Annotated in this window: 18 protein-coding genes; 11 read left to right on the forward strand and 7 right to left on the reverse strand. The window is 69.6% G+C overall.

Annotated elements, in window-relative coordinates:
• The first annotated feature begins 47 nt into the window (after window positions 1–47).
• On the forward strand, window positions 48–722 hold the full coding sequence (locus ACTMTB_RS27510) for an HNH endonuclease family protein (RefSeq protein WP_441149091.1): 675 nt from the start codon (window positions 48–50) through the stop codon (window positions 720–722).
• Window positions 723–785: 63 nt separating this feature from the next.
• On the opposite strand, the gene ACTMTB_RS27515 is transcribed toward ACTMTB_RS27510, so the two are convergent.
• Both ACTMTB_RS27515 and ACTMTB_RS27520 read right to left on the reverse strand, forming a co-directional pair.
• Complete coding sequence (locus ACTMTB_RS27515) at window positions 786–1,037, reverse strand: hypothetical protein (RefSeq protein ID WP_441149092.1); 252 nt, start codon at window positions 1,035–1,037, stop codon at window positions 786–788.
• A gap of 216 nt (window positions 1,038–1,253) precedes the next feature.
• Window positions 1,254–1,631, reverse strand: coding sequence for an immunity protein Imm33 domain-containing protein (locus ACTMTB_RS27520; RefSeq protein ID WP_441149093.1), 378 nt, complete (start codon window positions 1,629–1,631; stop codon window positions 1,254–1,256).
• A gap of 86 nt (window positions 1,632–1,717) precedes the next feature.
• On the opposite strand from ACTMTB_RS27520, the gene ACTMTB_RS27525 reads away from it, so the two are divergent.
• The 3 genes from ACTMTB_RS27525 to ACTMTB_RS27535 all read left to right on the forward strand — a co-directional run bounded on the left by ACTMTB_RS27525 (window position 1,718) and on the right by ACTMTB_RS27535 (window position 4,097).
• Window positions 1,718–2,662: a hypothetical protein gene (locus ACTMTB_RS27525; RefSeq protein WP_441149094.1), complete on the forward strand. Its 945-nt coding sequence runs from the start codon at window positions 1,718–1,720 to the stop codon at window positions 2,660–2,662.
• Window positions 2,663–2,912: 250 nt separating this feature from the next.
• Window positions 2,913–3,416 (forward strand): hypothetical protein, encoded by a 504-nt coding sequence (locus tag ACTMTB_RS27530; RefSeq protein ID WP_441149095.1) that lies wholly within the window; start codon window positions 2,913–2,915, stop codon window positions 3,414–3,416.
• A gap of 273 nt (window positions 3,417–3,689) precedes the next feature.
• Complete coding sequence (locus ACTMTB_RS27535) at window positions 3,690–4,097, forward strand: DUF805 domain-containing protein (protein ID WP_441149096.1); 408 nt, start codon at window positions 3,690–3,692, stop codon at window positions 4,095–4,097.
• Between the two features lie 332 nt (window positions 4,098–4,429).
• Here the strand turns inward: ACTMTB_RS27535 and ACTMTB_RS27540 are convergent, their stop codons facing one another.
• A complete protein-coding gene (locus ACTMTB_RS27540; RefSeq protein ID WP_441149097.1) occupies window positions 4,430–4,666 on the reverse strand; it encodes a hypothetical protein in 237 nt (78 codons plus the stop codon).
• Window positions 4,667–4,741: 75 nt separating this feature from the next.
• Here ACTMTB_RS27540 and ACTMTB_RS27545 point away from each other — a divergent pair, with 75 nt between their 5' ends.
• Both ACTMTB_RS27545 and ACTMTB_RS27550 read left to right on the forward strand, forming a co-directional pair.
• Complete coding sequence (locus ACTMTB_RS27545) at window positions 4,742–5,098, forward strand: hypothetical protein (protein ID WP_441149098.1); 357 nt, start codon at window positions 4,742–4,744, stop codon at window positions 5,096–5,098.
• 324 nt (window positions 5,099–5,422) lie between these two features.
• Window positions 5,423–5,767 carry a hypothetical protein gene (locus ACTMTB_RS27550; protein WP_441149099.1) on the forward strand — a complete coding sequence of 115 codons (345 nt, stop codon included), beginning with the start codon at window positions 5,423–5,425 and terminating at the stop codon, window positions 5,765–5,767.
• Between the two features lie 690 nt (window positions 5,768–6,457).
• Here the strand turns inward: ACTMTB_RS27550 and ACTMTB_RS27555 are convergent.
• From ACTMTB_RS27555 to ACTMTB_RS27565, 3 genes are all read right to left on the reverse strand, one after another.
• The gene (locus ACTMTB_RS27555) at window positions 6,458–6,949 is read right to left on the reverse strand and encodes a hypothetical protein (RefSeq protein ID WP_441149100.1); all 492 of its coding nucleotides are present in this window, start codon (window positions 6,947–6,949) and stop codon (window positions 6,458–6,460) included.
• 219 nt (window positions 6,950–7,168) lie between these two features.
• The gene (locus ACTMTB_RS27560) at window positions 7,169–7,639 is read right to left on the reverse strand and encodes a hypothetical protein (protein ID WP_441149101.1); all 471 of its coding nucleotides are present in this window, start codon (window positions 7,637–7,639) and stop codon (window positions 7,169–7,171) included.
• Between the two features lie 237 nt (window positions 7,640–7,876).
• Complete coding sequence (locus tag ACTMTB_RS27565) at window positions 7,877–8,752, reverse strand: hypothetical protein (RefSeq protein WP_441149102.1); 876 nt, start codon at window positions 8,750–8,752, stop codon at window positions 7,877–7,879.
• A 158-nt stretch (window positions 8,753–8,910) separates the two neighbouring features.
• Between ACTMTB_RS27565 and ACTMTB_RS27570 the strand changes: the two genes are divergently transcribed.
• The 5 genes from ACTMTB_RS27570 (at window position 8,911) to ACTMTB_RS27590 (ending at window position 17,586) form a co-directional block, all read left to right on the forward strand.
• A complete protein-coding gene (locus ACTMTB_RS27570; RefSeq protein ID WP_441149103.1) occupies window positions 8,911–10,776 on the forward strand; it encodes an Hsp70 family protein in 1,866 nt (621 codons plus the stop codon).
• A gap of 58 nt (window positions 10,777–10,834) precedes the next feature.
• Entirely contained in the window at window positions 10,835–12,823 is a 1,989-nt protein-coding gene (locus ACTMTB_RS27575; RefSeq protein WP_441149104.1) for an AfsR/SARP family transcriptional regulator, read from the forward strand.
• 184 nt (window positions 12,824–13,007) lie between these two features.
• Window positions 13,008–16,046, forward strand: coding sequence for a BTAD domain-containing putative transcriptional regulator (locus tag ACTMTB_RS27580; protein ID WP_441149105.1), 3,039 nt, complete (start codon window positions 13,008–13,010; stop codon window positions 16,044–16,046).
• A complete protein-coding gene (locus ACTMTB_RS27585; RefSeq protein WP_441149106.1) occupies window positions 16,043–17,158 on the forward strand; it encodes a DUF2637 domain-containing protein in 1,116 nt (371 codons plus the stop codon). Before ACTMTB_RS27580 ends, ACTMTB_RS27585 begins: the two co-directional genes overlap by 4 nt.
• Window positions 17,159–17,277: 119 nt before the next feature.
• Window positions 17,278–17,586 carry a hypothetical protein gene (locus ACTMTB_RS27590; protein ID WP_441149107.1) on the forward strand — a complete coding sequence of 103 codons (309 nt, stop codon included), beginning with the start codon at window positions 17,278–17,280 and terminating at the stop codon, window positions 17,584–17,586.
• A gap of 171 nt (window positions 17,587–17,757) precedes the next feature.
• Here ACTMTB_RS27590 and ACTMTB_RS27595 read toward each other — a convergent pair whose 3' ends face one another.
• Window positions 17,758–18,219, reverse strand: a complete 462-nt coding sequence (locus tag ACTMTB_RS27595) for a hypothetical protein (protein ID WP_154937076.1) — start codon at window positions 18,217–18,219, stop codon at window positions 17,758–17,760.
• Window positions 18,220–18,361: the final 142 nt, after the last annotated feature.

Below are 18,361 nucleotides of genomic sequence, written 5' to 3' on the forward strand. Positions count from 1 at the left end.
ATGATCGTTAGAGACGGTAGCCATCCACCACCACGAGGAGGCCCGCCATGTCGATCACCCAAACCTCTCCCCGATTCCCGCGCGCCAGACGACACGCCGCCGCGCTCGCCGTCGCGGCACTCGCGGGAACCTTGCTGGCCGCCGTGAACGCGCAGCCCGCGTCGGCCACGCCTCCCGGCATCCCGTCGAAGGCCACGGCGCAGTCCCAGCTGAACGCCCTGACGGTGGCCGCGCAGGGCTCGACCAGCGGCTACTCCCGGGACCTGTTCCCGCACTGGATCACCATCAGCGGCACCTGCAACACCCGCGAGCAGGTCCTCAAGCGCGACGGCACCTCCGTCGTCGTCGACAGCTCCTGCGCCGCCATCTCCGGCCGCTGGTACAGCCCCTACGACGGCGCCACCTGGACGGCGGCCTCCGACGTCGACATCGACCACGTCGTGCCCTTGGCGGAGGCGTGGCGGTCCGGTGCCAGCTCGTGGACGACCAGCCGGCGGCAGAGCTTCGCCAACGACCTCACCCGCCCTCAGCTGATTGCGGTCACCGACAACGTCAACCAGGCCAAGGGCGACCAGGACCCCTCGACCTGGCAGCCGCCCCTGTCGTCCTACCGGTGCACCTACAGCAAAATGTGGATCACCGTGAAATACAGCTGGGGCCTGACTCTGCAGTCGACGGAGAAGTCCGCGCTGCAGAGCATGCTCAACACCTGCAGCTCCTGACCGAACGGTTCCGGCCGGCGGCGCCGTCTCTCGGGATGCGACCGCCGGCCGGGCCTTGCGCCGTCACCGGGGTGGGGACGAGGCGGCGTCAGTGTCTTGCTCACGCCACCTGCCGCCGGCGTCCGCGGCGAGCAGGCGCTGGACCATGGCGAGGGCTTCGGACTCGGTGTCGAAATCCCACCGCAGTACCCGACCCGTCTCGGCATCGCCAGCGCGGGCGATGACCTTCCACTGGACCTCGCGGGTCAGCCACACGTCCCGGCGGCCCAGCCGTCCCCAAATGCCGTTCCACCAGCGCCCCGCCACTTCCCGCACCACCGCATCGTACAAGCGTTCGACTGGCGCTGTCGGGCGAGCCGCTGCTCGAGGGCGGTGTGGCGGCCCGAACCGATGGTGGTCGCCCACTTCGCGCTACGTCGGGTGGTTGCGCCGACTGGGCTCGTTGCTGGAGACCGCGCATCTCGCCGCGGTTCAGTGCCGGATGATGCCAGGACTGGCCTACCTGCGGGGCCTGGTGATGCCGAGCCAAGGTCAGACGTCGAGGAGAGTCTCGTCGTACCAGACGTCCTCGTAGCCGGGTGCCAGTACCACGCCCCAGCCCCGTGGGAGAGCGAGATACGGCCCAAGCTGCGGGGCGTATTCGTGCAAGTGCTCGACATGCAAGGGTGCGAAGAAGTGGTCGTCTTCCCGGGGGATCGCCTGGCCGCGCCACACGAACCAGCCGTTGCTGCTACCGGCGATCGGGTGCGGCAGGGCGTTGAGCGGCTCCAAGTGCCGGGGGCGCGACAGTGTGAGGCCGACTATCGTCCGCTGTCCGGGCGGCGCCGGCTCGACCGCGAAGCGTCGACACGTGTCGTGTTGCGCAGCCGAGACACCGACACGGGGCCTGCGTCGACGCCAACTGATCATGTCGCCATCATGTGAAGTCGAACCGTCACAGGTCAATCGGAGTGCGACAGCCGGCTGATCCGTCAACCACTCACGCTTCGCAAAGGATGACGAACACGATGCGTCCTCTCCCGGTAGACCTGCAGCTTGACGTGGACGGATCAGCCGGCGACCTGAGCGAGGTCGCGTACGAGTGGCTGGAGGGGGTGTCAGCGCGGCTGTTGCCTGACGAGCGGAACGCGCTGGCTCTCCTCCCTGCCCGAGTGTCTAGGGGTCTGGGAGAGCCGGGATCACTGTTCGGCGTGCTCGGCGTGACGCGTGGCGGTATCGACGTGCCGCCGAAGTCAACGGAACGCAACTGCTCCGTGTCGGGATTTGAGTGGTTGCGGAAGGAACTGGCCGACCTTCCCGCGATGGCGACTCTTGAGATCGGCACCTTCGATGAGCGCGGGCATCGAGCGCAGCGACAACTGGTTCTCAGCGTTCGGCACCACCCGCTGTCGCCCGGATGGCTTCGACTCTTCGTGTTAGAGGACGACCGGCCGCTCGACGGATCCGCTGACGGCCTGACCGTCCAGCAGGAATGGTTAGACGCCGTTCGCCTCTATGCGGAGAAATGGGACCCTGGATTCGGCCATATTTCCTACAGCTACGGACTCGGTGCCACGGCGCTGGAGGACTGCCTACCCCCGCGAAATTATCCGCCGGAACAGCGGGAGCCCGAGCGCACGGTCAACGAGTGCCGCCGCCTGCTGCGCGGCTATTCGTGGCTGACCATCGTGCCGAAGGAACTTGCCGCAAAGATCGGCGGGCCGGCGGGCCTGTCGGCGACAGGAACCTTCCACCGAGTCGACGAGCTACCCGGAGGTGCGCTATGGCTCCAAGCCACCGAGCGGTTCGAGGACTACCACGGCGAGATCGTGACTAAGGTCTTCGCTGCCCTCGCCCCGGTGCTGCGGCCCGGCCTGCCCGTCGAGACGCCCCGATACCCCGGTCAGCCACCACACATGCTTGTTTTCGAGGACGCGGCTGAGCACACCGGGAGGCGGTAGGCCCCGCAGCCCCCGGCCGGTACGGCCCGCAGGGTCAGTCACCCCGCAACCAGAGCACCCTGGCGGCCTAATCAGATCAAGGCGACCCGCAAAGCGGGCCGCGCCGACCCGGCCCCGGCCTGCTGGCGACCTCCGGCCGGCATCGGCTGGGCCGGCGGTTCTGGTGCCTGGGTCGACGGGAGGGCGAGGCTGTCCCGGAGGGGATGTTCGCTTGTCGGGGCTGTCGCCGTCGGATGGCACGATGCGTGCTGTGAGTCGGCACTTGCTGGTGACGCCCCTGCACGCCGTCGTCGCAGACGGTGGACTCGACTGGGCAGCCAGCGCTGAGTCTTCCTTTGGTCTGCCCGAGGAGCCACCGGCGGCCCGTGAGCTGCCGACGGTGGCGCAGGTCCTGTCCGCGTTCCGGGAGGCCGGTTGTCATGGCGTGCCGTGGTTCCAGGTCGCGGGGCATGGTCTGACGCGCGATCTTCCGGGCTGCCCGGACCCGGCCACCTGCGCATCGATGGGCGGCCTGGACCTGGGCGAGGTCAGTCTGGGCGTCGATGGCGCAGACGGTGACGAGCCTGTGGAACTGGACCAGGCCGTGACCGACATTGCGTTCCGCAAGCCGTCTGGCACCGCAGTGCTGGCCGCAGTGGTGGCGCTGGCATCGCAGGCGGGGCCGTTGCTGGTGTTCGATGACAGCGGCGAGCATGTGTTCGTGGTGTCGCCGGGCGACGAACCGACCTACCTGGTTACGCATTGGCCGTGGTAGCCACCAACGCAGAATCAGCCCCTGCTTCCCGGCGCGAGGCTCATCCAGCGGGGACCGTGATCTGGTGTTTGGCCTTCCTGCGGTTCAGCTCGGCAGGCGGCCGATCCGCCCGATTGGAGTTGATCACGAGCACGCCGGAGGGGTTGAGGGTTCAAGCCCAGGCCCCAACCGGGCGGGGTCAGCCGAACGGCCATTGACCGCCCGCCGGGCGTCTGTTTTGCTGCGTCGCAGTTGACCTTACAGGTGTCAATCTCTCACTGCGCTGGAGAAAATATGTCCCCCGTTGATGCCATCAAATCCGTCCTCTCCCAGTACGCCGGCTTCGGCGGTCGAGCTCGCCGGTCCGAGTACTGGTGGTTCGCCCTCTTCACCCTGATCCTCAACGTCGTCGCCGGAATTCTGGACGGCGCGCTGGGGACCGACATCGGGTCGGAGCCGAGCTCTACCGGCGCCATCGGGCTCATCGTCACCTTGGCCCTGCTGGTGCCGACCCTGGCCGTTGCCGTGCGGCGACTTCACGACACCGACCGCTCGGGCTGGTGGCTGTTGATCGGACTCGTGCCTCTCGTGGGGGCCATCGTCCTGCTCGTGTTCTTCGTGAAGGACGGCACTCGGGGAAGTAACCGGTACGGCGCCGACCCGAAGGACGCTCCCCACGCCGCCGCCCCCAGCATGGCCTGACAGGGCCCATTGAGTGGCTGCTTGCTAGAGCTGAGCCAGCTCAGGAAGCCCAGGCCGGCGGTTGACAGCGCACGACTGTCGCCGCCGGCGCCACTCACCGGTCTTTGGCCAGCGCGAGCAACTGTGGCCACGCCAAGGCCAGAGGCAGCGAGAGCCGCAAGCCCTTTGATGCGGGCCGCTACTTCCCATCAGAGGACGCTTGGCGCCAGGTACGGCAGCACCGCCCACATCACCGACACATAACGGCAGTGTGCGTCTGGCTCCCCCCGCCGGGGGTCGTCGTACAGCCATCAGCGGCGCTTCTTGGGCGCCACGACCGCCAGCGGTAGCTGTCAGTCTGTTGCCGCTGAGGCGGGCGGCTGGTACTGGTAGACCTCGGTGTCGTCAAGCCGGTCGGCCAGGACGTAGACGTACTCCACCGGGGGCTCCGCGAGGTCGCTCGAACCGACGTAGAAGCCAGTCTGAGGCAGCCTCACCACGGTCGGCGGACTGCCATCGGCAGTGACCTCCACTGGCATCAGTCTCCCGTCGACCGGTCCACCCAGAAACCACGCCTCCACCGCTGCCATCCCGCCATCATGACGCCGGGCCTCATTGCGGTCGATATCCGTGGCGGCGTTCCCCCGTTTCGCACAGAAGGGCAGATGCACGAGACTGTCACCGTGGCGCACGACGATGCAGCGGTTGTGAAGATGGCCGACCTCTTCGACCCCGAGCCGGCAACCTGGGGCCTGCGTGGTGACCCCTACGTATGGGCAGCCCTTCGGAAGCACCTATCCGGTAAGGACATCCCGGCATCGCTCAACGAGGTGCTCGCCCTACTGCACGCAGCGTTCGATGAGCTCGTGGGTCTTGACCTAGTTACCGAGCCGGCGTCGTCGGTGTACCGGGAGCAATACGCCCACGGAGGTATGTCCGGTGGGATGATCGATCTCGACGCTTGGCGACAGCGGCTGATCCCATTGCTCACGGAGCGCGCCAGGATGCGGCTGGAGGCATGATCGCAGCTATAACTAGATCCGCCTCGTCGAAGCCGGCGGCGGATCTCTCTGGCCGGCCGCGACCAGCGGACTTGCAGTGGCCGCTTGACATCAAGACCTGACATCAACGGTCGCGACCTAGGGCGGACAGCCTCGTACCGATCTCGGCTACGGGCCGGAGCCAACGGACGTCAGCGGACTCTTGCTCAAGACGCCTTGTAAGCGAGGCGTCAGCCGCGACCAGGCTCGGGGCTGCCTTCGGTCGCCATAACGACCTACTTCGAGGCAGCTACGGGTCAGACTTTGTCTTGGCGTTGAGGATCGTCTTGCACCAGAGAGGTTGGCATGGGTGTAAAGGCTGCTGGGCTTGAGTTTTACGCGGGGCCGCCGGCACTGGGCGGGCCGGACGATCTCGACGCGGTGATTCGGTCCTTTATCGAGGAAGCCGTTGAGTCGTTGCTCATCGCGGTGCAGGAAATCGATTCAGAGGTGATAGCCCGGGCAGTCCTGGCCGCGAAGGTCCGCAAGGTGCGGGTTAAGATCATCTGGGGCGGGTCGACGGCGCACGGGATGGCAAACGGGCGCGCTGTGGTGCGGGGCGTCGGGAGCAGTGCGATCCCGGCCAGCCGGCTACCCGGCCCGCTCATACCTGCAGGAGCCTGGGAGTTGCGTCCGACCGACCGGTGGTGAGCACTCTGACCAGGCCGCGCTTGACCATGAGCAACTGCTCGGGGGTTAGGTGAAGTGCGAACCTTACGCTCGCGGGCAGGTGCAGCATCTCTGCGGCCTGGGGAGTAAGTGCCAGGCGCAGTTCACTCCTGTCACTAGGCGGCATCAGCGGCAAGGCTGGTTGGTCCTCAGCGCTTATCTCGCACTCGACAACCCCGCCGTAGCAGATCCACTGGCCGTCCCAACCTGCCGCGAGGCAGTACGTGTTTGTCCCGGACGCTCTGTCCTGCTCGTCGGGTTCGATGCACTCCATGAACTGCAGCGACCAAAATTCGCGGTCAGGGTCCTCATATAGACCAAGGATGTAACCGTGGTGCTCGGCCTCGACCGCGCCGCGGAGCACGGTAGGGATTTCATCGTCGCTAAGTGACGTCGCCCCCATGTTGCCTCCATCGATGAGACGACGGACAGCCTAACCGACGTGTTGGGCGTGCCCGATGCGTGCCCGACGCAGGAGTCAGCACCGGCCAGCACCGAAACCTCCACGGCCTCGACCTGAACGCTCCGTGCTTCTCTAACGCCCGGCGCGGCTACTCAGGGTGTAGATCAAGCCGATTCCCAAGCTGAGGTTAGGCACCTTCCAAACTGAGGTTCCCTTATTCAGGACCGAGGCGTCGCCAGGCGACGGAGGAGGCGACCCGCAAGCAGCAATCAGCTCTGCACGTTGCGCATGACGATGGTCTTACGGCCACCTTCCAGGCCGTAGTACCACCACGTCCCCTCGGGGGCGGGCGGAAGACTCTCTCGGAGCAGCTGCACTATGCCCTGCCCAAGCTCGATCACCGGCGCCGTATCCACCGTGTCGCGCCGCAGCTCGATCACGTCATCGCCAAGCGTCGTCCAGCCCGCCACCTCGGACGCTGTCACACGCCCACGCTCACCCAGTCGCCGGTTTGCCTCTTCGATCAGCTGCATGAGCACGTCAAGTCGATCGCCGGGCCAGTCCTCGTCGACAATGAGGCCAAGGTCCGTGACGACCGCACTCGCGCGAAGTTGGTCGACCACGTCCTTAAAGGCCGCCGAGCGCCGATCAGCCCCCATCTCCTCCGCTGTCAGAACGGCCTGACCGAGCAGGACAGCCAGGCTATCGCTGAACGCCCAGAAGCCCGCGCCATTGAACTCGACGAAGCACGTCTTACTCACAGAACCTCCTCGTACCGAAGTACCCGGCATGACCGGACGGCCACCAGGCGCGCCAGAAACCGGATGCCACGGGCGGCAAAGATGTCATCGGCCGTACAGCCAAGCCGACCGACGAACGGCGGGGGCGAGCGCCATCGGCCGACCGCGGAGCGGGTCAACAGCGATGAGCGACCCAAGCCGACAGGGCGCTTGATCTGCAAGGCGCAGGGTGGGGCTCCCTTAGCCGACGGGCGCGACCCAGACAGGGAAGGGCGACGGTCGGTCCTGGTCAACGGAAGAAGCCGCGACGGACTCGACGGTTTCCAGCTCTTTCCATGCAACGAGACCGGGGCTGGGGTCGGCGGCGGCCAGGGCGACGATCTCGGCGGCGTCGAACGTCGAGCGGTACGGCGCGCCGAATGGAAGCCGGTCCGGAGATGCTGAGGCCAGCGAGCAACGGAGCTGACCCGCTTGCTCGTCGTACCAGGCATAGAAGGTGCCGGAGGCGTCCTGCCCGGACCACCGCTTCTGAAGTTCGAGGTGGACGAGGTGAAGGGCTGCCACCACCGCTGTCACGTCGATCGGCCCCTCGGGTACCCCGTAGCGCCAGGTGTTCAGCCGATGCTCCCGGTCGGGCTCGTCTGGCAGCAATGCCACCTCGTCGTCATCGAGGTACGAGCGGACAAGCGCCGCAAGATCACTGCCACTCATGGCGAACTCCCTAGAAGGTCATCTCATGCGGACGCCAGTGCGCCCCGGCGTGCCACCAGCGTGCCATTGGGCCAGGACAGCAGGGGCGAGCCGGGGTCACCACCGACCGCCCAGACCAGCCCATCAGTGCAGCACGCAGCCAGATATCGACTTTCCGAGCTGACGGTGCGGTCCGTCGCACGGTGCCTTGGCCTGCTGTTGCCCGAGGACTGCCCGCTGCCAGGTCCGGCGTGCTGATCATCGATGCGTCGGCGGCTCTTGCCCGTCGATCTGCAGGTCGGCGGTCACTCGCTCGGTCATCACGGCGAGGTCGGCGAAGGGCCACCAGGGGCCGGACGTCAGCGACACTTCTCGGCAGCCTTGCCAGCCGGGGGTCGGGGTGGTGCCGAACGCGGTGCGGTAGGTGTCGATGGCGGCGAGGACGACGAGGTCGGGGTAGAAGTGCCACGCGGGGTCGAAGAACTGGTCCTTGGCGTCGGGCAGGCAGTACTGCACGACGGCGCGTGCCTCGTCTTTCTGTTCGACCCCGGTGTGGTGGTTCTGCCAGTACCGGACGGAACGCAATGGGTAGCTGCGCACTGCCGGGCCTACCGCGTCCCAGGCTGGGCGTAGGACCTGCTCATAGGTGCTGCGCACGGCGGTCAGGACCGGTCGCAAAGCGGCGCGTTCTGCTGGCAGGACGGGTGAGCAGAGGTAGGGGTGTTCCATCAGGTCGTAGCGTTCGTCCATGCCGTCGTAGCGTTGTTCGCCGTAGTAGCCCTTCCACTCGAAGAAGTGGTGGAAGGCGCCGAACGCCTTGCTCTGTTCGAGGTCGGATGCCTGCTGCCACAGCGGTGCCCGCGCCGTGGATAGGGCCTGTTGGAGAACCTCTCGGCGCACCTGGCGCACCAGCGGCGTGTGGCCCTCACCGAGGTGGCGCCCGAGCTGGTCAACGGCCTCGTGCAGTGACGTGCGCCAGATGAATCGGGAAGGCGCCGGGAGGTCGGCAGCGTGGTAGGCCGCCCGGGCGGCGGCTTCGGCGGCTTGTCGGTCCACGGGATCGGTCGCGGTAGCGGCTGTCGTCCAGAGGGCGGCGACGTCGTCGGGGGATACGGGCGTCGATCGTGGTTGCACGGTTCCATCCAATCCATGGCGGTCAAGGTAACCAAGTGGGTGAAGCGATTCAGGGCGGCCAGGCAGGACCTCTGATGTCTTCTTCGGGCCGCTGCTTGGGGTTGCTGTGCGTGATTCATGGGTGACGTGACAGTGATCCTCATGTTTGACTGGGGTCTATGCGACCGGGGGAGGCGCGGCTAGCGATCGACTGCGGCAATGCCACCACGACCGCAGTCGTCGCCTGGCCGGACGGCAGGTGGTTTCCGCTGCAGTTCGACGGCGGGCCGGCACTGCCCAGCGCCGTGTACCTGTCCGACGACGGGAACATCCTCACCGGGCAGAGGGCCTGGCAGGCGGCGGCCGCGGACCCGCGACGGTTCATCCCGGCTCCTCGACGCTCCGCCGAGCAGACCCTCACCGTCGCCGGCGCTGAGGTCGACGCGTTGGATCTTGTCGTGGCGACCCTGCGCCGGGTGTCCGCCGAGGCCCAGGCGGCGGTGGGCGTCGCCGTGGAGGATGTGCGCGTGGTGGTGCCCGCGGGGTGGGGGCCCCGGCGGCGGACGTGGTTGCGGCACGCCGCGCACCGCGCTGGCCTGCCGCAGCCTCGCCTGGTGGAAGCGCCGGTGGCCGTGGCCAGCCAGCTGCTGGCCGAAGGTGTGCAGCTTCCGGTGGGCGCGTTCTTCGTCGTCTGCGATGTCGGCGCCACCGCGGAGGTCAGCGTTCTGCGGCGTGGCCCGGCAGGATTCGAGGTCCTGGCAACCCTCGCCGACCCGGACGCCGGCGGCAGCGCCATCGACGACGCGTTGACGGCCATGCTGATCCCAGCGGCGACCGAAAGGACCAGCGAGCAGGCAGACAGGTGGGTCCTGACCGCCAGCGTGCAGGCGGGCAAGCACGCCCTTGCCCACCATCCGGCGGTCACCGTGGCACTGCCCGGCGGCCCCGCCGCGGTGTTGAACGCTGCCCTGCTGGACCAGGCCGCGCGGCCCGCGCTGGATCGGGTCGCTGAACTGACGGTGGAAGCGATCGCCGCGGCGGAAGTCGACCGGGCCCATGTCGTGGGCATCTACTGCGCCGGCGGGGTCGCTCACATGCCCCTGCTGCAGAAGACCCTCACCGAGGCGACCAGCATCACCCCGGTCGTGGCGGCCGATCCTGACCTGGCCGCGGTGCGTGGTGCCGCCGACGTCGGCGCCGTCGCAGTCGACGGCGATGCTGTCGCTCAGGAGCCGGCTGTGGTGCCGCCGGTGCGCAGGGCTGCCGCGATCGCGATGCCCGGCTTCGCGTCTCTGGCGTTGGTGGCGCAGTTCCTCCTCACCCCGGAGTGGATGGGAGGGATCCTCGGTGTCATTCCTGCCACGGCGATGCTGAACTGGGGTGAACTCGCCATGGCCGCGGTGTTCGCCCTGATCGCCTGCCTCGGCGCGGGCACGGTCATCGCCTCGGCCATCGCCGCCCGCAACGCAGCCGACCGCAGCCCACCCGGTGTGCAGACCGGCACCGGGATCCTCGCCGCCGCGAGCATGGGCAGCGCGATCGCCGGCATGTACGCCGTCGTCGGCAGCCTCTACATCGAGACCGCGGTCGGGCCGTTCCTGCGGTGGGCGCTGCTGCCGATCGCCCCGATCATCGCGGTCGCGGCGGTGATGGCACTCATCGCCGCCCGACAGTGGCGCACACCCCACGGCGGCTGGTCACAGCTCCTCTCCTTCCCCACTACCTCGGTGCTGGCCGCGGCCGCCGGGATGCTGTGCATCCAGTACTCCCTGACCGCCGACCGCTGGCCCGACATGATCCTGTTCATCGACATCACCGGCCGCCTCGGCGGACTGCTCCTCGGCGCCGGCACCATCATGGCGATAGTGCGACAGCCGCTGCTGCGGCTCATCCTGGGCGCGCCCATGGCGGTCATCACCGCCGCGCTGGTCAGCCCCCGCGCAACCGGGATCCTCGGCGTCATCTACGCGATCGCGGTCGCCGTGTGGTGGATCCGCCAACTGTGGACCCGAATCCTGCGCCCGCACCCCCGCCCCACCCCATGAGCGTCGTCACCGACCTGAGCCCTGATCTGGCAGGCGCAGCACTCGCTACCCGGTGGTGGTGGCGGTGAAGTGGCCACGGCGTCTGGCGGCACTGCTTGCGCTGTTGCTGCTTCTGGTCGTCCCGCCGCTGCTCCTGTTGAGGATTGCCGGGTGGCCCATCGCGGGCATGCCAAGCGGTCAGCAGATGCAGGAGTGGGTGGCGCATCCGTTGACCGAAGGCACGCTGACCGCCGGGTTGACCCTGCTGGCCTGGTTGATCTGGCTGTTCGTCGCCTACACCGCCATCGCGGCCGCCGCCCGGCGGGTGCGCTCCGGCGCACGGTGGCTGCGCCGCCTGCCGCTGCCCACGCCGCTACAAGCCACCGCCACCAGCGTCGCCGGCGCAGCTGCCCTGGGCGCGGGCCACGCCGCTGTTGCCCAGCCTGCCGAACCCGTGGTCCCGGTCACCGCCTCGGCCGTTGACGGCTCGCCCATCAGCCCCGACATCGCTAACACGGTGGGCGTGGAGGAAGGGGTCACCATCGCGGGAGGGTGGCTGCCCCGCGAGACGGCCGAGCAGGTAGCGGCAGCGTCGGTGCTGGTGTGGCTGCGTCGCCGCCGCGACTACCAACCCATGACCCGATCAGGACCGCCGCACCATGACCTGGCGCCGCTGTCAACGACGGTCGCGGCTGTCCGGGCGGCCCTGGACGTCACCACCCACGCCGATGATCCGGCTGGACATTCATCACCGGTCAAGGCTAGGGCGGCGGGGCCGCTGACCGTGCTGCCAACGGCGGTCGCGCTGACCGGGCCCGGTGCCCTGCACGCCGGCAGGGGAGTACTGGTCACCGCGCTCCTTGCCGCCCTGCGGCAGCCGACGGGTCCCACCCCGACCGTGATCACTCGTGTAGCCCTAACGAAGCTGCTCGGCCCGGCCGCCGCCGTGGCACTGCAACAAGGGATCCCCGGCTTGCAGACGACGGCCAGCCTCGAAGACGCGCTGACGCTCGCTTCCGGCACCGCAGGCAAGGTGCTGCTGATCAGCGAGACCGTGCCCGCGCCGGCGGGCAGTCGGTTGGCCGCCGCGCTCGATACCGGCACCCTCACCGCAGTGGTTCTCGGCACCTCGCCGCTCGGAGCGGCCTGGCACGTCGATGTCCAAGGTCACACCAGCGAGGTCGGACGGTCGCACGAGAGCGGGGCGCGGCTGTGCGTCCTGGACCAGGTCGCCACCACCGACCTGCTCGCGGTGCTCACCCTCACCCGGGCACCGCTGCAGCGCCAGCCAGCCGACGCCACGGCCGTTCCCCGCCCGCGGCCCCCCGTCGATCCGGTCACCCTCGCCGCAGCGACGGCCGAAGTCGCGAAGCCGACGCCGTCGGTTCACCTGCGGATTCTCGGCAAACCCGCCGTCCTCGCCGACGGGCGACCCGTCGCAGTGCGCCGCAGCGCCGCCTGGCAGGGCCTCATCCTCCTCGCTGTTCACCCTGAGGGCCTGGGCGCCCGGCAGCTGACCGAGGCCATCTGGCCGGGCATACCGGCCCACACCGTCACGGGCCGCCTCTACACCACCCTCAGCGACCTGCGCCGCACCATCGGCGCTGCTGCTGTCCACCACCGTGACGACCGCTACCGCCTCGACCCGGACCACGTCGACGTCGACCTGTGGCGCCTACGCGCGGCAGCCCACCGCGCCGCCACCGCCCTCACCGACCACACCGGCGCCTGGCAGAAGGTCATCGACGCCTACACCGGCGACCTCGCCACCGGCCACACCTGGGCCTGGCTCGACCCGCCGCGCGAAGCGACCCGACGACTGGTCATCGACGCCTACGCCGCCGCGGCCGCCGCCCAATCCGAACCACAGCGCGCCTTGGAACTGCTGGAGGCGGCGCTGCGCGTTGACCCCTACAACGCGCACCTGCACCACCGCGCCGCCGACGCCCTCACCGCCCTCGGCGACCACAGCGGCGCCGCCCAGCTCCTGCACCGCTACACCCATCGCCTCGCCGACGCCGGGCTAGCACCCATCCCCCTGGGTCAGACGACACCTTCCTCGCGGTAAGCCACTGGCGGCCATGGGTGGCCGGTGAGTGGAACGTGCCGTGCGTGGCTGACCTGCGCGTGTAAGGGCGTGTGAGGTGGTGTGAGGGTCTGTCAGACGCCGGCCCCTGCCCCCACACCCGGCCCGCTCCTAGCGTCGATCACGAACCCCGCCGACCACATGGCAGGGGGAGAGGAGGCGTGAGGTGAGATCCACGTCGGGCGTTCTAGGCGCCATCAGCGCCCTGACTCTCGTGTCCGCCGGCTACGCCGTGTTGCTGCACGCGAACCTGTTGCCGGCACCGCGGCTGCCGTCCGCGGCACAGGCACGGGCCTGGATCGCGCAGCCCCTGACCGAAGGCTTCATCGTCTTCCTCGCACAGGCCGCGGGCGGTGTTCTCGCCGTCTACCTCGTCACCGCGATGACCACCCGCGTGGCCGTCCGGCTCACCCGCGCCGCGCGTGGGCTGGCCGCACTGCACCTGCCCGGCCCGCTGCAGAGCCTGGCCGCCGCGCTGCTCGGCGCCACCGCGGCCACCGCCACCGCGGCGGCCGTCCCCGCCGCCGCTGCCGCCACGAACACCGCCGACACGGATGGGCAACCGACCGGGCGCGGCGCAAGCACGGAAGCCGGGAACGCCGCTGACGCCCCGCAGCAGCCGTCGGCGACTGCGGCGCACGACACCGGGCTGACACGCCCGACCTATACCGTGCGGCGCGGTGACACCCTGTCCTCGATCGCCGCGCGGCGCCTCGGCGATGAGCACCGCTGGCCCGACCTGTACCACCTCAACCGCGGCACCCACTTCCCTCACCCCGGCGGCACGCTGCGCGACCCGAACCTCATCCGCCCCGGCTGGACCCTGACCCTGCCCACCGACGCCACCCGCGCACCGCAGCGCACGGCCCCACCGCCGCAGCAGCCCGAGACCGCAACCCCGGGGCCCGCCCCTACGACCGCACCGTCGACCGGACCGGGCACCACCACCGGCGCACCCACCCCGGCGGCCGCGAGCGCATCGGAGAGTTCTACGCCCGCCACACCCAACTGTGCCGACGACCGCGCGGGCGGTGCGCCCAACCGCCGCAGCGACACCGCGCGGCGCGGGATCAGTCTGCCCAGCGGCAGTTGGGTCGACCTCGGTCTCGCCCTCGCGATCGCCGCCGCGGTCGCCGTGGTGTGGGCACACCGGCAACGCCGCTACGTCCCCCGCACACCCTCGACGCCGCGCCGCCTGGACACCCCGGACCTGGCGCCGATGCCCCGCGTCATTGCGCAGATCCGCCGCGGCCTACGCCGCGCCTGCGCCGGCCCAACCGACCCCCACGCTTCGGCGAACCAGCTCGGCGCCGATCACGACGACGTGGACAACTCTGACAACGAACTCCTGCCCATCCGCCCGGACGCCAGCAGCGGCAGTCCGCACATTGAGGGCAACGACGACGGCCAGGACCACGACAGCGGCCAGCAGCCTCGTGCCGTCGTCGGCGACGCCGACAGCGGCCCCCCGCTGCCGGTGCTGCCGGCGTTGGACAACCCGCTGTCGGCGCTGTGGCCGCCGGCAGGACTCGGCCTGACCGGGCCCGGCGCGGACGCCGCCGCCCGCGGATTGCTCACCGCCGCCCTCGCTACCGGCGGTGTGAACCATCCCGAGGCGCGCACCGAAGTGGTCATCCCGACGGTGACAGCGACCAGACTGCTCGGCGACGCGGCCTTCACCCTGCCCCGCACACCCCGACTGACCGTCACCGCCGACCTCGACGAAGCCCTGAACATATGCGAAGCGCAGACGATGCACCGCACCCGCCTGACCTGTCAGCACGAGGTCGACACCGTCGCCGACCTGCGCCGCGCCGACCCCTACGAACAGCCCCTCCCGCCGGTCATGCTGATCGCCGAGGCCACCAAACGCCACGACCGCGCCCGCGTCGCGGCCCTGCTCGCCCAGGGCCAACGTCTGGACATCCATGGCGTGCTACTAGGGGCCTGGCCCGACGGCAGCACCGTCACCGTCGCCGCCGACGGCACCACCACCCCCGCCGAGGGTGAAGGCGCCCACCAGGGCAGCCACCCCGCCGACGTCGGCCGTCTCGCTGTCCTCAGCCCCACCGAGACCACCGATCTGCTCACGACACTCGCCGAGTCCCACACCGGCCAGCCGCCAGCCCCCGCACCCTCTCCACCGACACCCCAGCCAGAGCCCGCGACGTCCGGCTCCAGCGCGCCCGCCACTCCCACCGACTGCAGCGGGCCGGCAGTGACGGCTCAGGCCGACAGCAATCCCGGCGACGCCATCAGCGGCACGGCAGCAGCAGCGCACCACGTGCACCTCGCACCCACCGACGTCGCGTGCGGCCCCGAGAGTAATCAGCAGGTTGCGCTAGCGGAAACAGCCACAGCCGGCGACGAAGTCGCGACCGCGCAGCAGACAGCGGACGAACCGCACAACGGCAGGAGCAGGCGTCCGGTGCGGGTGCGGGTGTTGGGCACACCCGGGGTCGTCGACGGCGACCCGCAGCGCACCCCACGCGCGAAGTCCCTGGAACTGCTGGTCTACCTGGCCGTGCACGACGGAGCAGCCTCCACGGAGGCGATCCTCGACGACCTGCTACCCGACGCCCCGTCCAGCAAGGCCGCCGGCCGGCTCTACACCTACGTCTCCGGGCTACGCGCCGTCCTGCGCCACACCGGCGGCCCCGGCAGCTACGTCACCCACCCCGACCACCGCTACCTCCTACAGCGCGACCTGCTGGACGTGGACCTGTGGCGAATGCGGGCGGCGATCCGCGAGGCCGGCCAGGCCACCGACGCCCAGACCCGCATCGCCGCGCTGCGCCGCGCCGTCGACGCCTACACCGGGCCCCTGGCCGAGGGCTGCGACTACGAATGGGTCGAGTCCTACCGCGAAGCGATCCGCCAGGACGCCCTCGACGCCCACCTCGCCCTCGCCGACGCCCTCGCCGCCCAACCCGCGCAACAGATCGCGGTGCTCGACGTGGCCATCGCCCACCACCCGCACCACGAGGCCCTCTACCAGGAGGCGATGCGCGCCCACGCCCAGCTGGGGCACCTCGAGGGCATCCGCGCCCTGCGCCGCCGGCTGACCCACGCCCTCGCCGAAATCGACGCCGGACCCGACGACGAGACCCTGGCCCTGGCAGACCTGCTCGTCGCCCAGATCCAACGCACCCTGCGACCCAGCCCGCCGCCCACGCCCCGCTACAACGGCGAGAGCCCAGCATGAGCAGCGCGACGACACCCGTCACCACTGAGGTGAGTGCGGTCGACCGGCGGCACCTGCGGCGGCTGCGGTGGGCGGTGCGCGCCGTGCTCGCCCTCGGCGTCGCCGCGTCGATCGCGGCGAACGTCCTGCATGCCCGACCCAACCCGATCAGCCAGGTCATCTCGGCGTGGCCGCCGCTGGCGCTGATGCTCACCGTCGAGCTGATCTCCCGCGTACCCACCCACCAGCGGGTGCTGGCGGTGCTGCGGCTGGTCGCCGCCGCCCCGATCGCCGTCATCGCGGCGTGGGTCAGCTACTGGCACATGGCCGGCGTCGCCGCCCGCTACGGCGAAACCGAAGCCGCCGCCGCCTACCTGCTGCCGCTGTCCGTCGACGGGCTCGTCGTGGTCGCCAGCGTCAGCCTCGTCGAAATCACCGGCCGGCTGCGCGCCACGCGACCGCGGCCTGCGGCTGCCCCCGGGCCGGCCGTGGCCGGCCACCAGTCGCGGCCCGGCAACGCCACACCGGACGTTCCGCTTCCAGCCGAGACCGAGTCCGAGGCTGCGAGCGGCGGGACTGCTCTCCATCTTGCGACTCCGGTTATCCCGGGGCGGACGCAGGGATCGCAACCCGTTGCGCCCGTCGCCGTAGCCGCTCACACGCGGCGCCTGCCCGAGTCGCCACCGGCCACCACACATTCGCGTCAGCAGCCTTATCGCAACGGCACGCACACGGGTGACGACAGGCGAGCGGCGCCAGCGGACGATGACCGCACCAACGCCGAAGCCGTCGGACAGCGTGGGAGCGGTCAAGTGAGCGGTCACCATCCTGCCGACGCCCACCCGGGCCTGCACCCCATCGCGGCGGGGGTAACCGATTCTGCCGCGCAGACACCCGGACAGCCCCTCGTGGACTCCACCGACGCGCAGCACCGGCCGGGTGAGGATGCGGTGCCGACGGACACCGCCGCAGCGGTGGCGTACTGGCACGGTCGCGATCCGACGCTGCACCCGTCGGAGATCGCTGCGCGGATCGGCCGGTCCGAACGCACCGTCCGCCGGTACTGGCCGCCACGGCCCCACAGCAGCGGGCCGCAAGTCAACGGTCCCCTCGCCGGCAGCCACAGCCGCTGACACCCCCACCCCGGCCGATGCTCTCACCGATGACCTGATGTGCTGCGCTGCTCCTGCCGCCGGCCTCCATGCGGCCAGGCCATCGCCAGACAGGAGTGTTTGGTAGCGGCCCGAGCGGCGTGCTCGACGCCAAGGGCCGGGTCTTCTTTCTCTCGGAGAATTCCGCCGGGCGACGCGTGCGCTGGAGCAGACGGCTGATGCCTCTGATTCTTCGCCGTGGTGTCGGCGTACGGGTCAACGTGCACAGCCAGGTACAGCTGAACGTGCACAGCGTCGTGCAGATGGCGGCGCACGTCCGAGCCTTCGACCGCCCGCGAGCCAGCCAGCGGATTCAGCGAGACCCGCAGGAACGGGCGGGCGGCATCGTGACGTCCCGTTACCAGCGAGTCGGCATTGACCGTATGGCGCATCCGCTTCTGCCGAATTGAGTGCGTTGGCGTTCAGCTCGAGTGGTGGAGTCTTCCCGGCTGCGATCGTCGGTCCTGACGACTGCGAGCCCGACCAAGTTGATTAACGCAGCTTGCACGGAGCTGTTCGATCCTGGCGATGCCAGTCGGACCGCCCGTGCAAGGCGGCATGCAGTGCAAGCGGCTCGTCAGCTATATGTGCGCGAGGACCTGCCGGAGCGGATGGCCCAGGATAGCTGCGACCGCGCTGACTTCATCGGCGGCGAACTCTGCGCGAACCGGGTTGGCGACTGCGATCTCGAACCGAGCAAAGCCGCTGGGCCAGTCGAACTTCAGGGTGTCCAGCGCGACTGCCGTGTCGCAGCACGGAACCGTCACATCCGGGCTGTCGAACTCGCCCTCGGTCTGCTCGATAAGGTCCTCGTACCAGTCCAGCGGGATGTCCCGATCGCAGCGCGGGCATGCGATCTGCTGGATGTTCTCGCCCGCGTCGACCGCGGTGATCCGGTCGTAGAACTCGACCGTGACGTCCTGCTGGACGCCGTCCGGGTCGGGAAACACTCGCCGGACATAGGCTTCGGCCTCGGCGGCTGCTTCGCTGGTCGGCTGCCAGTTGACGTCGGTCGGAATCAGCGAAACGTAGAAGTCGCTCACGGGACGTCATTCTCCACCGCGGGCCGGATGACCGGTGCAGCCGCCCTGTCAGCAGCCAGCGCCTGGCCGACAGCGCCCGCACATGTCGCCGACAGCGCGTCACGCAGAGTCACCGCCGGTCGATCAAGACGCACTCGGTCTT

The organism is Micromonospora sp. L32 (genome assembly GCF_052068055.1).
Lineage (GTDB): Bacteria > Actinomycetota > Actinomycetes > Mycobacteriales > Micromonosporaceae > Micromonospora > Micromonospora purpureochromogenes.

Coding starts and splice junctions, on each gene's coding strand:
- ACTMTB_RS27510 (WP_441149091.1), top strand. CDS start 48: ATGTCGATCACCCAAACCTCTCCCCGATTCCCGCGCGCCAGACGACAC.
- ACTMTB_RS27520 (WP_441149093.1), bottom strand. CDS start 1,631: ATGATCAGTTGGCGTCGACGCAGGCCCCGTGTCGGTGTCTCGGCTGCG.
- ACTMTB_RS27525 (WP_441149094.1), top strand. CDS start 1,718: ATGACGAACACGATGCGTCCTCTCCCGGTAGACCTGCAGCTTGACGTG.
- ACTMTB_RS27535 (WP_441149096.1), top strand. CDS start 3,690: ATGTCCCCCGTTGATGCCATCAAATCCGTCCTCTCCCAGTACGCCGGC.
- ACTMTB_RS27540 (WP_441149097.1), bottom strand. CDS start 4,666: ATGGCAGCGGTGGAGGCGTGGTTTCTGGGTGGACCGGTCGACGGGAGA.
- ACTMTB_RS27545 (WP_441149098.1), top strand. CDS start 4,742: ATGCACGAGACTGTCACCGTGGCGCACGACGATGCAGCGGTTGTGAAG.
- ACTMTB_RS27550 (WP_441149099.1), top strand. CDS start 5,423: ATGGGTGTAAAGGCTGCTGGGCTTGAGTTTTACGCGGGGCCGCCGGCA.
- ACTMTB_RS27560 (WP_441149101.1), bottom strand. CDS start 7,639: ATGAGTGGCAGTGATCTTGCGGCGCTTGTCCGCTCGTACCTCGATGAC.
- ACTMTB_RS27570 (WP_441149103.1), top strand. CDS start 8,911: ATGCGACCGGGGGAGGCGCGGCTAGCGATCGACTGCGGCAATGCCACC.
- ACTMTB_RS27585 (WP_441149106.1), top strand. CDS start 16,043: ATGAGCAGCGCGACGACACCCGTCACCACTGAGGTGAGTGCGGTCGAC.